The organism is Bacilliculturomica massiliensis (genome assembly GCF_900605495.1).
Classification (GTDB): Bacteria; Bacillota; Clostridia; order Peptostreptococcales; family Anaerovoracaceae; genus Bacilliculturomica; species Bacilliculturomica massiliensis.
The window spans coordinates 36,961-50,615 of record NZ_LR027603.1; the positions used below are offsets into that span (position 1 = coordinate 36,961).

Genomic DNA, 13,655 nt, shown 5'->3' on the forward strand with positions numbered 1-13,655 from the left:
GGGCAGAAGTGCCCGCCCAGGCAAAAACAGTCTCCGTCAGGGGACGCTGCGGACAGAGGGACGCGCCCTCTCCCTTCCTGGCGTATTACCCCAGATAGGTCCTGCGCAGATAAGTCTCCCGGTTGATCTTCTTCATGACGCCGTAGGCCTTTCTCGCCTCATCCTCGTCCTCATAAAGCCCAAAGACGGTGGGCCCGCTTCCGCTCATCATCACAGCGGCCGCCGTGCCGGCCCCTTCCATTCGTTCCTTTGTATCCCGCACCCTGGGGAAGGCCGGAAGGGTGACCGTCTCAAGCAGGTTTGCCATATGATCCGCGATCTGTCTCAGCCCCTGCCGGCGCAGGGAGCCGTCCTGAGGATCCGCATCCTTACGGTCCAGCAGCTCCAGGCCGCCGATCAGAGCCGCTGTGTCCGGATGCGCTTCCGGAGAGATTTCATCCAGTTTCAGCCCTCCGTACACTCTGGCGGTGGATACGCTCAGCGGCGGTTTGGACAGGAGCACCAGACAATCCAGCGGCGGGAGAGCGGAAAGCTCTGTGCCAAGCCCTTTCGCCAACGCGCAGGTCAGCCCCTCCTGGGCCCACAGACAGAAGGGCACGTCGGCGCCCAGCTGTTCGCCCAGACTGCACAGTTCTGCCAGCGACAGATTCAGGCCCCACAGCTGCGCCAGTCCCCGCAGTACAGCGGCGCCGTCCGCGCTCCCCCCCGCCAGTCCCGCGGCCACCGGTATATGCTTTTCCAGATGGATCCGAATATCCGCCGGATCCCCGGGTCTGAAAATATCCAGCATCATCCGCGCCGCCTTGTAGGCGATATTATCGCTGTCCACGGGCAGGTAAGGCAGACTGGCCGTCACGGTTATGCTCTGGCCTTCTCCTCCCGGGCCCCATTCCACCACTACCTTATCGTACAGTTCCACGGCCTGCATGACCATCTCCACTTCGTGATAGCCGTCAGGCCGTCTGCGGAGCACATCCAGCGACAGATTGATCTTCGCGTATGCCCGCAGTGTGATCCGCTCCCTCTTTGCAATTCCGTATCGTTTCATACCCTGTCTCAACCCCGCTTCATCTCACATTCCTTTTTTATTCTGCGTCGTCGTCTTCCCACGCGCCTGCCTTGCTCTCTGCGGACATTATACTACATCAACTCTTCCCTCGGCTACAAAAACAGACCCCGAAAGGAAAAAGGCAGAAAACCGCAACCGGTTCTCTGCCTTTTATATTCGTATCCGTCTTCAGCTGCCTTCCCTCTATGTAAAAGGTCACCCTTGCGGCCTACTGCGTATTTTGCCGCTGCCATTGCGCGGCGGCCGCGGAAATGTTCCGCGGACTGTCTGTGCGGTCTCCCGTAGGGGGAAACTACATCTCCACGATCAGGGCAGTACCCATGCCGCCGCCGATGCAGAGCGTCGCCAGACCTTTGTGCGCGTTTCTTTTCTTCATCTCATAGATCAGGCTGATGAGGATCCTCGCGCCGGACGCGCCGATGGGATGACCCAGGGCGATGGCTCCGCCGTTTACGTTCAGCTTCTCTTCCGGAATCTTCAGATCTCTGCCTACTGCCACGGACTGAGCGGCAAAGGCCTCGTTGGCCTCGATCAGATCCATGTCGTCGATGGTGAGACCAGCCTTCTCCAAAGCCTTGGTGGAAGCCGGAACAGGTCCGATACCCATGATGCTGGGATCTACGCCTGCGGACGCATAGGACTTGACGGTGCACAGATAGGACAGGCCCAGCTCATCGGCCTTTTCCTTGGACATGACCACCAGAGCAGCGCCGCTGTCGTTGATGCCGGAAGCGTTGGCAGCCGTTACAACTCCATCCTTCTTGAACGCCGGCTTCAGCTTCGCCATCTTTTCCATGGTGGAACCGAACTTGGGATATTCGTCGGTATCAAATACGATGGGATCTCCCTTTCTCTGGGGGATCTCAACGGGAACGATCTCGTCTTTAAATTTGCCTTCCTTGATGGCGGCTTCCGCTTTCTGCTGGGATTTCAGAGCGAACTCATCCAGTTCTTCTCTGGTGATCCCCCACTGCTCTGCGATATTTTCAGCGGTGATACCCATGTGATAGTTGTTGAATACGTCGGTCAGACCGTCGTGAACCATCAGGTCCACCATCTTGGTGTCGTTCATTCTGGCGCCCCATCTGGCAGCATCCATATAATAAGGAGCCAAGCTCATGCTCTCCGCTCCGCCGCAGACGATGATGTCGGCGTCGCCGGCTTTGATGATCTGCGCAGCCAGACCTACGGAACGAAGTCCGGAACCGCATACCTTGTTGATGGTCATCGCCGGTACTTCTTTCGGAATTCCAGCCGCCATAGAGATCTGTCTTGCAACATTCTGGCCCAGACCGCCCTGCAGCACGTTTCCAAGTACCACCTCGTCGATCATCTCCGGTTTGATCCCGGCTCTCTTGATGGCCTCTTTCACAGCAACCGCTCCTAATGTAACGGCTGGTGTGGACTTCAGCGTACCGCCGTAGCTGCCGATGGGAGTTCTTGCCGCACTAACGATTACTACTTCTCTCATTTTTTGTCCTCCTACACATACATGATTTATTCTAACGATAAATTGTACCAATTGTACTCGGTCCGATTGTCTACGTTGACTATCATATCATTGCGCGTTTTAAATTACAATACCTATTAAAAAAGCGAAATACGCCTGCTTTTCCGTCAATTATTTGCCAGATCATCCCCCGCCCCATAAATATTTCGTTTAACTTTGATAAATGTTTAACGATCTTTTAATATTTTCTGAAATTGCCTGTAAAAAAATAATCGGACCTTTTCATAAAAACGTAAAACCTACGGTTTTCCTATAGATCAGCCTTAAAAATCGCGATATATTTTTCCACCATTTTAACGGGATTGTAAGAGAGCTTGGCCTTTCGCAGTCCTTCAATGCCCATATCTTCTTCCCGATTTATATATTTCACCTTATCCGTGACCTGTTTGCAGAATTCATTGTTGATCGCCTGGTACAGACCTCTGATCTCCGTATTTGCCTTTTCCACATGGACGGTCACCGTCTTTTTCCCCAGACGTCCCCCGATAGAAAGGGCTTCGATCCGTCCGTCGATCAGGATGGCCCCCGCCAGATATCCCACCTTCTCCAGATTTTCAAACACGTCGTCCAGAGCTTCCTGCTCGTAGATCAGCAGTTCCCGCTCATGGGCGGAAAGTCCCTTCTTCCTGTCGTTGAATTCCCTGATGAACCGTTTCGCCAGGGGCGCCATCTCAGAGGTCAGCGGAACATATTCATATTCGTAGTGGTTTTTGAAGTAGTTCAGATGATTTTTCTTTCCGTGATAGGCCCGGCCCGCCAGCTCGATCAAATCCTTTGTGCGGTATACATAGTCGTAATTGGGCCGGTCCGCAATGATCTTCATCTCCGTGGGGAACGCCGCCCGCAGGCAGTCCACCATCTGAAAGGGCAGCAGGCGCAGACTGAAGATATAACCCGCGTCCTCGAAGATCCCCTTCGCCTGCAGGATGGTCTCCCGCAGCTTCTGCGGCTCATAGAGCCCGATCCGGGTCAGCGGCGGCAGCAGAAACGGCTCCTCCACTTCTTCCTCCAGCAGGCTGACGCCCGCGATGCACAGGTAGTCGCCGATGATCTGCCAGCTGAACTGATTGATATTCCGCCACATATAAAGGGAGCTGAAGGACAGCCCGGAAGCCCGATATTCATAGCTTCCCAGATATTCCTCCAGCACCGCCCTGTTTTCGATCGTAATCTCGTTTTCAAACATTCGCATATAACTCATCTCCTGTGAAACAGGGCGGCCGGCCCAAGCCGCCGCCCCTGTCTCTCTTCGGCCCGGAAAAACCCTGCGTCCGCTGGATCCGCAGCCGTTTCTCCACAGCCTCTTTTCTTTTTATTTCACGATAGCGGAGATCTCCTTGAAACCCGGTTCTCTCGCGCCGCCGCAGAGCTCGAACAAGATCGCCTCCATGGTGGTATACACGGCGCCTTCCGCCCGCATACGGCTCTTGGCCATGCGGCGGTCGGAAACCTTTCTCGACGATACGCAGTCTGCAGCTACGAATACAGTATACCCAGCATCCAGCAAATCAATCACCGTCTGCTGTACGCACACGTGAGATTCGATCCCCGATACGATGATGGTACTGCGTCCGGACGCCTTCAAGGCCTCCACGAATTCCGGCGTCTTCATTGCGCTGAAGGTGGTCTTCTCCACAGGCGTGTAGGACGAGGCCGCCGCGCCCGAAAACTCTTCTGTCAGCGCCGCGTGCAGCGCGGGGATCGTGGCGCCCAGCCCTTTGGTGTACTGCTGCGTTACCAGAGCCGGAACGCCCAGCGCCCTGCAGCCCTTTACCAGACGTACGGCGGCGTCCTCCAGCTCCCCGCAGCCTTCCATGGCCGGCATGATCCGCTCCTGAAAGTCAATGAGTACCAGAAGTGCTTCGTCCTTTTTCAGTCTTTTTACCATTTGCATCCTCCCTTTTTTACTTCAAAAAATCAACGATCTATAATGCGCGGCGGGGCCGTCTTTTCCTCCCTACCGTTGAAACTCGATGCCCCAGCCAGCCACTTCATCGATCATGCCGTGGTTCGTCAGATCATACTGCAGCGGCGTCACCGTGATGTAATGGTCCTGTGAGGCCATCACATCCATATCCGCAGGAAGATCTTCATACACAGCCGGCTTGGAAGAGTACTCGTAATACGTCTTCCCTTCCTCATCTGCGGCGGGATCAAAGGTATTTTCATATTCCCGGATACCCTGCCGCACGAATTTTACCCCTCGGATCTCTTCAGCGGGCAGATCGGGCGCATTGACGTTCAATACCGTATTGTTGTCCAGCTTTCCCCAGACCGCCTGACATACCTGAGCGGCAAAGCGGTCGTAGACCTCCAGGTGCTCCGGCTGATGGCTGCAGCTGGAGAACGCGATGGATGGAACGCCGCAGATCACACCCTCCAGCGCGGCGGACACCGTTCCCGAATAGAGTACGTCCGTGCCCAGATTTGCGCCGTGATTGATCCCCGAGCACACCAGATCTATTTCGATCCCCTGGGAGCGGAATACCTCAAGGCCCAGCTTGACGCAGTCGGCCGGCGTTCCCGAGCAGGAATACGCTTTTTTCGCCTCCTCAAAAGGAGCTTCCACCACGTACAGTTTTTCCGAAACGGTTATGCCGTGACCGGCCGCCGTCCTCTGCCTGTCCGGGGCGCACACGTAAACATCGGCGATCCCGGACAACGCCTTCGCCAGCACGTGGATGCCGCGGGCGGTGATCCCATCGTCGTTGGTTACAAAAATATTCTTCAATCTCATTCCCATCGTCCCTTTCTGTCCGTTCCCGCCCTTCATCTCGTGTCTTTTCGCGGAACAGACCTCTCTTATCTTTTCTGTCTCTTTCTTTATTATTGAAAGTTCGGCGCCGGATATACCTGAACATATCCCTGCGGCAGGGTCCGCACGTGTGGTCCGCCGCCGACATTATATCCTGATTGGCGGCAGGCCATCATGGTATAATCCGCCTATGGCGTCCGCCGCGCCGCACAGAATCTATACGATAACCAGTCTGCGGTTATTATATCATAAATATCCCGTTCAGCGCCAGCGCGTTTCCTCCTTTTCCCTGCCTGCCATTCCCGAATTTCGTCGAAATTTGTCGTCAAAAATCGAATGGTAATCCACTCCGATCGCTTGACATAATCCCTCTTTTTCGATAATCTTTTATTGTAAGAACATATATATATGTAGACAGGCGTTTTTTTACCGGTTTTCCCATGGATGCAGCCGGCTGCGCTTACAGGATCCGTCCGCACATATATATATTTTTACTGTCTGCCCGTATGTCGATTCGTCCTGTTTTTTCCGGACCGGCTGAAGGGCGTACGTTGCTGCTCCTGACTGCCGGATCGGAAAGGAAATGTTACGATCCTTTTTCCGCCGGCCATCCAACGAAAGAGGGATCTACGTGGAAAAATTACTGACTAAACTCAAAGAGTCGGTTTCCTCGGTTCTTCCCATCGCCGTCATTGTATTGATTCTTCACTTTACAATTGCGCCTGTGCCCGACGGCACGCTGGCGCTGTTTCTTGCGGGAACAATATTGCTGATCATTGGTATGGGATTTTTTACCTTGGGCGCCGACATCTCGATGATGCCGATGGGCGAACAGATCGGCGCGCAGCTGACCAAGTCCAGACGGCTGGGTCTTCTGGTCGCCTGCTGTTTTGCCATCGGCATACTGATCACCATCGCCGAACCGGATCTTCAGGTTCTGGCCGATCAGGTCCCGTCCGTTCCCAACGCGACTTTGATTTTGTCCGTGGCTCTGGGCGTGGGGCTGTTTCTGGTGGTAGCGCTTTTGCGCATCCTGTTTCAGCTGAAGCTCTCATGGCTTCTCCTGCTTTTTTACGGGGCTGTTTTTCTCATGGCCGTCTTCACCTCGCCTGACTATCTGGCTGTGGCATTTGATTCCGGCGGCGTTACCACCGGTCCCATCACCGTTCCCTTTATTCTGGCTCTGGGCATCGGCCTGTCTTCTGTCCGCGGAGGAAAGAGTTCCCACGACGACAGTTTCGGCCTGGTGGCCCTCTGTTCCATCGGGCCGATCATGGCCGTCATGATCATGGGGCTGTTTTTCGACCCATCCTCGTCGGCAGCCTCCACGGAGACGCCCGTGGTCTCCGGCCTGGCCTCTATGCTCCGGCTTCTGGGACACGGCCTTCTGGACTACGCCCAGGAAGTGGCTGTGGCCCTGTCGCCCATCGTTCTGTTTTTCCTGATCTTTCAGTTCGCCGCGCTCAGGCTTCCCAAGTCGAAGCTGATCAAACTGGCCGTTGGCGTAGTCTACACCTATGTGGGTCTGGTGATCTTTCTCACCGGGGTCAACGTAGGATTTCTGCCCGCGGGACACTATATCGGCGCCGCCATCGGTTCTTCCGGCACAGCCTGGCTTCTCATCCCCCTGGGGATGCTGATGGGCTTCTTCATCGTGGCGGCGGAGCCAGCCGTCCACGTGCTGAATAATCAGGTAGAGGACATAACAGGCGGTTCCATCTCCCGCAATTCCATGCTTGTCTGCCTGTCCCTGGGCGTGGCGGTCTCCATCGGTCTGGCCATGCTGCGCATCCTGACAGGTCTCTCCATCTGGTATCTGTTAGTCCCCGGCTATGCCATCGCGCTGCTGCTGACCTTCTTTGTGCCGCCGATCTTCACCGGCATCGCCTTCGACTCCGGCGGCGTGGCCTCCGGCCCCATGACGGCCACCTTCCTTCTGCCCTTTGCCATGGGCGCCTGCGAAGCTCTGGGCGGAAATATCATGACCGACGCCTTCGGCATCGTGGCCATGGTGGCGATGACGCCGCTGATCGCCATACAGATCATGGGCGTTATCTACCGCGTAAAGCTGACTGTCACAGAACGTCAGGAATCGCGGAAGCTGGCCTTCGACATGGCGGTGGAAGCGGCAAAAGCCCAGCTTATCGCCGATCTGTACGCCGACAATTACTATATCGACCTGGAAGAGGAAACCGATCCTCTGATCCATGGGTATCTGATGAATTACGGAGAGCTGTCATTCCAGAAAGGAGAGTAATATGCAAGGCATCAAACTTCTGATCGTCATCCTCCCCCGGGGAAAGGGGGAAGAAGCAGCGAAGCTCTGCCGTGAAAACGGGCTCACCTTCTCCATGATCTCTCCCGCTTACGGCGCGGCGGGAACGCATTTTATGGATTACCTGGGTCTGTCCGACTCAGAAAAGGACTGTGTATTTACTGTAGTCCGCTCCGAGTTTTCCCACGAGATGCTCACCCGCATCCACCGGTATTTCCGCATGAACGAGCCCAACACCGGCATTGCCATATCGCTGTCCATCACCGGCGTCAGCGGCCCCAGAGCCCTTCGCTATATTTCCGGCATCTACCCGCCTCCCCAGAGCGCAGGCGACTTCACGGAAACGGCCTCACCCCAGCAGCAGAACCGCCCCCAGAGCGGAGAAGGAGTTGATACAATGGGAATCACTGAGAAAAAGAATAAAAAAGCCGACAAGATCTCCCCCTCCGCCGTCACGCAGACCACCGAACCCGGCGGCATGAGAACCTTCGACCTGATCATCACCATCGTCAACCGCGGCTTTTCAGATCTGGCCATCGAGGCTTCCAAAACGGCGGGGGCCAAAGGCGGCACCGTTCTGCACGCCAGAGGCACCGGCGTCCACGAGGTGGAGCGATTCTTCTCCATCTCCATACAGCCGGAAAAGGAGGTCATACTCTCTCTCGTGCGGCACAAGGCCACGAAGGAAGTCATGCACGCCATCATCGAGGCCGCCGGTCTGCAGACGGAAGGGAAGGGGCTGTGCTTCTCCCTGCCGGTGGATGAAGTGACCGGGATCGCCCGCTGGCTCACCGCCGACGGCAGCGAGGCCGAACCGCCCGCCCCAGCCGTACAGCCGTCGCCCGACAGCGGCAGGAAGAAAAAATAAGTTGTATAAAAACGCCTGTGCAGCCAAGACTGCACAGGCGTTTTTTCATCCCTCCATCCGTTAAGAAACAGAGGTCAAAATGGACGCGTCCTATTTTCCGTAGATCTGGCTTAGATCGGGCAGCCAGTCAGGCTTGTTCTTTTTCGGCATGGGCGGCAGATGGTAGGTCTTTGCCTCCTCCGCGCCGGTGACGATGCGCAGTCCCCCCTGGGCCAGCGCATCCATTTCATGCTCTCCGGGCATTATGACCACAGGTGCGATGAAGGAGACGTAATCCGTTATCATGTCGGTCATCATCTTCGAGAAGGCCACGCCCCCCGTCAGGATGATCGCTTCGTTTTTTCCCTTGTTGACGATGGACAGGAGGCCGATGCCTTTGGCGATCTGATATGCCTGCGCGTGAAAGATCAGCGCCGCGTGCTCGTCGCCGCCTGCGATCATCTTCTCGATCTCCCGGCAGTCGCTGGTGCCCAGGTGAGCGTACATACCGCCTCTGCCTCTGATCTTCTTCTTCATATCCGCTCTGGTAAAGTACCCGGAATAGCACATGTCTACCAGTTCCAGGCAGGGCACGCTTCCCGCCCTCTCCGGCGAAAACTGCCCGTCGTCGTCTCCCATGGAGTCGATGATCGTTCCCCGGGAATGTACGCTGACGGAGACGCCGCCGCCCAGATGAGCCACGATCAGGTTCAGATCCTCATACTTTTTCCCGATCTGATCCGCGTACCGCATGGCCATGGCCCGGCTGTTAAGCACGTGGCAGCAGCTCTGTCTGGTTATGTTGGGAATGCCTGTTATCTTCGCCACAGGCTGGAGCTCTCCGGCTGTCACTGCGTCGTAGATATAAGCGGGCACGCCCACAGGATCTCCAAGGAGCTTGCCCAGCATGCCGCCCAGATTGGACGCGTGCGGGGAACTGATATCGCTGCCCAGGGCGTAAAACAGTTCCTCGTTGACGCGGTAGCCGCCGGTCCTCAGATTCGGCACCATGCCGCCTCTGCACATGATCGCGGAGTAAGACGACAGATCGATGTCTTTCTCCTTCAGAAATTCCTGTACCACCTGCAGGCGGAATGGCAGCTGATCCACAATATTTTCAAAGGCTCCGATGCTCTCGGGGTCGTGGACGATGTTTTCCGTAAACACCGCCTTGTCGTCCTCGTAGACCGCCAGCTTTGTGCTGGTGGAACCCGGGTTGATCACGAGAAACTTATGCATGAGTTTACCCCCTCGTCAGGTTATATTCCTCCGCCAGCTGTCTGAAGGCGGGCAGAGAATTCACGATGGTTTCATAAGACACACAGTAGGCCAGCCTTACATAACCGGGGCATGCAAAGGAGCTGCCCGGCACCATGAGTATATTGTACTTCTTTGCGGCGGCGCAGAATTCCTTTTCGTCTTCCACCGGTGATTTTACAAAGAGATAAAACGCGCCCTGAGGTTTGGCGCAGGTGAATCCGCACTCCGCCAGTCCGTTGTAAAGTGCATTTCTGTTCTTTTCGTAATACGCGATATCCACCGCCGCGTCCACGCAGCGGCCGATCACCTTCTGCATGAGCGAGGGGGCGTTGACGGAGCCGATGATCCGGTTGGCGATGGACGCCGTGGTAAACATCGTCTCGCTGTCGTCCATCTCGTCCGGTACCACCACGTAACCGATACGCTCTCCCGGCAGAGACAGGGATTTGCTGTAGGAATAGCCCACGAACGTATTTCTGTAATACTTGGTCAGATAGGGCGCCTGGGCGCCGTCGTAGACCAGCTCCCTGTAGGGTTCGTCGGAGATCAGGTAGATCTCTTTTCCGTACTCTTTCTGCTTCCGTTCCAGGATCTCAGCGATCCCCTTGATCGTATCCTCAGAGTAGACCACTCCCGTGGGGTTGTGGGGAGAGTTGACGATGACAGCTTTGGTCTTCGCAGTGAGCCGCTTCTCGAATTCCCCCAGGTCCGGCTGGAATTCCGGCGCGTTGGGGGGAACTTCGACCAGCTTGCCGTCGAAGTTTCCGATGTAAGCGGCGTACTCCAGAAAGTACGGAGCGAACACCACCACTTCGTCTCCCGGGTCTAGGATGGTCTTCAGCACCACGTTCAGGCCGCTGGCCGCGCCTACCGTCATCAGAATATTGCCTGCGGAGAAGGCCGTTCCGAAGCGGCGGTTGAGAGACTGGGCGATGGCCTCCCTCACATCCTCAAAACCGGCGTTGCTCATATACCCGTGTACCGTTACCGGATCTTCTTCCTTTACGATATCCACGATGGCTTCCTTCACCGCTTCCGGAGCCGGGACATTGGGATTTCCCAGGCTGAAGTCGAATACTTTGTCGTCGCCGTATATTTTTTTCAGGCGATTTCCTTCCTCGAACATGGTGCGGATCGCTGAGTTGTTGTGTAAAAACGGTTCCATCTTTTTCGCTATCATTGCAAACTGCCTCCTATCCTTTTCTCTCTGTTAATTTATTTCTATTGAAGACGCCGGCGGAACAGCGCCGCCGGACGTCTTATTTCTGAAAAAAGGCCGCTCCGGTGGAGCGGCCCTTGTCACGCGGTAAGGACCGGCGCTAAGCCTTCAGCCTGCCATCTTTTTTCCTGTAGAAGGAAACGTAGGCGATAAAGCACAGGAACGCCGCGCCGATCAGCATCCATGCGATGCCCAGCCCGGAGCTGACGGTCTTTCCCCAGGTATTCGGTCCGAATTTGTCCCAATAACCTTTGATGTAGATGAACACCACGATCAACGGCATAATGTAAGACATGTAAAACCGCAGCGCGGAACTGTTGGGGAATTTCATCCCGGCGCCGGAATTGGCTTCCTTCAGGAAGTTATCCCAGCCCCAGCCGTAGCGGTAGGTACAGAACATCAGGTACACCATGGAGCCCAGAGGCAGAATGTTGTTGGATACGATGAAGTCCTCCAGATCCATGATCGTGCTCCCCGGTCCCAGAGGGGCGATGGAGATCAGCAGGTTGTAGCCCAGCACACAGGGCAGGGACAGCGCGATGATCAGAAAAATGTTCACCACAACGGCTTTTTTCCTCGTCCAGCCCCACAGATCCATGGCAAAGCTCAGGATATTCTCGAACACCGCCACAACGGTGGAGAGCGCCGCAAAGGACAGGAACAGGAAGAAGAACGCGCCCCAAATGGTTCCGCCCGCCATCTGATGAAAAATATTGGGCAGCGTAATGAAGATCAGCGGGGGACCGGCCGACTGCGGTACGTCAAAGGCAAAGCAGGCGGGGATCACGATAAATCCGGCCAGGATGGCCACTAAAGTATCCAGACAGACGATGCTCACAGCCTCGCCGCCCAGAGAACGGCTTTTGTCCAGATAACTCCCGAAGATCGCCATGGAGCCCATGCCGATGGACAGCGTAAAGAAGGCCTGGGACATGGCCCCGAAGATCACCGATCCGATGCCGATCTCCGCCATCGCCTTGAAGTCCGGCACCAGATAGAATCTGACGCCCTCCCCTGCGCCCGGCAGCGTGACTACCCGGACTACCAGCACGATCATAATGGCCAGCAGGCAGATCATCATGATCTTCGTGATCTTTTCAACACCGTTTCGCAGACCAAGGGAACAGATGCCGAAGGACAGCAGTACAGCCAGGATCATGAAGGCTGCCATGATCCCGGGATTTCCCAGCATGTCATTGAACCCCGCGGCCACCTGATCTGTGGTGGCCCCATTGAAGTCGCCTTTGATCATGCGGAACATGTAATAGATCAGCCAGCCGGCTACGCTGGTATAGAACATCATCAGCAGATAATTTCCTATCATGCCGAAATAACCGTAGGTGTGATATGCCGCTCCTTTCGGCTGCAGAGTCTTGAAGGAAGAGGCAACGCTTTTCTGGCTGCCCCGGCCCACGGAAAATTCGCAGACCATGATCGGAAGACCCAGGATCAGCAGGAACACCAGATAGATCAGGATAAACGCCGCGCCGCCGTACTGTCCGCACATGTACGGGAACTTCCACACATTTCCGAGACCTACCGCGCAGCCCGCCGAGACGAGGATAAATCCAAGCCGCGACCCAAATTTTTCTCTTTCTGCCACGATAAACACTCCTTTCTCGTCGACTTACCCGCCTTCCGCCGGCAAAGCCAGGCCGTGCCTCTCTCACGCGGAAGGTCATATGAATTAATAATTGCAGTCCGCCGCTTTTGACCGGAAAACGGCGGACAGTCAGACCTTTATATTATACCGCTTTCCTTCTTTTTTCCAAAGCTTTTTTGTCAATTTCACAAAATCTGTTCTCTTTCAGAGCTGCCGCACATCTGCGCGCAGGCCAGCAGCGAATAATACTTTTCCTCGAAGGATGCGCTTCTGGAGTTCAGCGCCACAGGACATTCCGCTCCCACCACGCAGCCGGCCATTTTCGCGTCGGCGAACGCCAGAAGGCTTTTTACCATAATATTTCCCGTACAAATATCAGGCACCAGGAAAATGTCCGCATCCCCCGTCACCGGGCTCTCATAGCCCTTGATCTTCGCCGAATCGGCGCTGACTGCCAGGTCGAAAGAGATCGGCCCCTCAAAGAGACATCTGCCCAGCGCGCCTTCGGCGGCCAGCGCCTTCAGCTCGTGGGCTTCTACGCTCTCCGGCATCTTCGGATTGACCACCTCCACCGCGCACAGCGCCGCCACCTTCGGTTCCTCGTATCCGAATCTGTGGAAAAGCTCCACCGCATTCTTTACGATCGCCTTCTTCTGTTCCAGATCCGGATAAAGCAGCATACCCCCATCGGTGACGCCTACGATCTTATGGTACTTTGGAATATCCAGAAACGCCACGTGGGACATGATATTCCCCGTGCCGATGCCCGTCTCTTTATTGAGCACCGCTTTGAGAATAGAAGACGTCTGCATCAGACCCTTCTGCAGAAAATCCGCCTTTCCTTCACGGACCAGTCTGACGCTCTCCGCCGCAGCTTCCGCTTCCCCTCTGCAGTCCACCACCCGTCCGCTGTCCAGCCTGTGACCCTCCGCCGCCGCGATCTTTTCGATCTCCGCGCCGTCGCCCACCAGCATATAGTCCAGGATCCCTTCCTCCTGGGCGCGGAATACCGCCTCCAGAGCATGGGCGTCGTGAGCCGCCGCCACGGCGACCGTACGTTTCTTCGAGCCTCCGCACATCCTCGCCAGCTGTTCAAAATTCTGAATCACCATTGGAA

Annotated in this window: 11 protein-coding genes; 2 read left to right on the forward strand and 9 right to left on the reverse strand. The window is 55.8% G+C overall.

Going from position 1 to position 13,655, the window contains the following annotated elements; translation table 11 throughout:
• Positions 1 to 85: 85 nt before the first annotated feature.
• The 5 genes from ispE to surE form a co-directional block, all read right to left on the reverse strand.
• Positions 86 to 1,048 (reverse strand): 4-(cytidine 5'-diphospho)-2-C-methyl-D-erythritol kinase, encoded by a 963-nt coding sequence (ispE, locus tag E0E37_RS09880; protein ID WP_130862894.1) that lies wholly within the window; start codon positions 1,046 to 1,048, stop codon positions 86 to 88.
• Between the two features lie 313 nt (positions 1,049 to 1,361).
• On the reverse strand, positions 1,362 to 2,540 hold the full coding sequence (locus tag E0E37_RS09885; protein WP_130862895.1) for an acetyl-CoA C-acetyltransferase: 1,179 nt from the start codon (positions 2,538 to 2,540) through the stop codon (positions 1,362 to 1,364).
• 289 nt (positions 2,541 to 2,829) lie between these two features.
• Positions 2,830 to 3,771, reverse strand: coding sequence for a DUF2156 domain-containing protein (locus E0E37_RS09890; RefSeq protein ID WP_165445312.1), 942 nt, complete (start codon positions 3,769 to 3,771; stop codon positions 2,830 to 2,832).
• 120 nt (positions 3,772 to 3,891) lie between these two features.
• The gene (locus tag E0E37_RS09895; protein WP_165445313.1) at positions 3,892 to 4,467 is read right to left on the reverse strand and encodes a hydrolase; all 576 of its coding nucleotides are present in this window, start codon (positions 4,465 to 4,467) and stop codon (positions 3,892 to 3,894) included.
• 69 nt (positions 4,468 to 4,536) lie between these two features.
• Positions 4,537 to 5,316 (reverse strand): 5'/3'-nucleotidase SurE, encoded by a 780-nt coding sequence (surE, locus tag E0E37_RS09900; RefSeq protein WP_207302950.1) that lies wholly within the window; start codon positions 5,314 to 5,316, stop codon positions 4,537 to 4,539.
• A gap of 649 nt (positions 5,317 to 5,965) precedes the next feature.
• On the opposite strand from surE, the gene E0E37_RS09905 reads away from it, so the two are divergent.
• Positions 5,966 to 7,591, forward strand: a complete 1,626-nt coding sequence (locus E0E37_RS09905; RefSeq protein WP_330548568.1) for a DUF1538 domain-containing protein — start codon at positions 5,966 to 5,968, stop codon at positions 7,589 to 7,591.
• 1 nt (position 7,592) lies between these two features.
• A complete protein-coding gene (locus E0E37_RS18705; protein ID WP_207302951.1) occupies positions 7,593 to 8,477 on the forward strand; it encodes a P-II family nitrogen regulator in 885 nt (294 codons plus the stop codon).
• Positions 8,478 to 8,567: 90 nt separating this feature from the next.
• On the opposite strand, the gene buk is transcribed toward E0E37_RS18705, so the two are convergent.
• The 4 genes from buk to E0E37_RS09930 form a co-directional block, all read right to left on the reverse strand.
• Positions 8,568 to 9,695, reverse strand: a complete 1,128-nt coding sequence (gene buk, locus E0E37_RS09915; RefSeq protein WP_130862900.1) for a butyrate kinase — start codon at positions 9,693 to 9,695, stop codon at positions 8,568 to 8,570.
• Positions 9,696 to 9,699: 4 nt separating this feature from the next.
• Positions 9,700 to 10,896, reverse strand: a complete 1,197-nt coding sequence (locus E0E37_RS09920; protein ID WP_130862901.1) for a pyridoxal phosphate-dependent aminotransferase — start codon at positions 10,894 to 10,896, stop codon at positions 9,700 to 9,702.
• 139 nt (positions 10,897 to 11,035) lie between these two features.
• A complete protein-coding gene (locus E0E37_RS09925; protein ID WP_330548569.1) occupies positions 11,036 to 12,538 on the reverse strand; it encodes a sodium-dependent transporter in 1,503 nt (500 codons plus the stop codon).
• Positions 12,539 to 12,723: 185 nt separating this feature from the next.
• Complete coding sequence (locus E0E37_RS09930; protein WP_130862902.1) at positions 12,724 to 13,650, reverse strand: phosphate acyltransferase; 927 nt, start codon at positions 13,648 to 13,650, stop codon at positions 12,724 to 12,726.
• Positions 13,651 to 13,655: the final 5 nt, after the last annotated feature.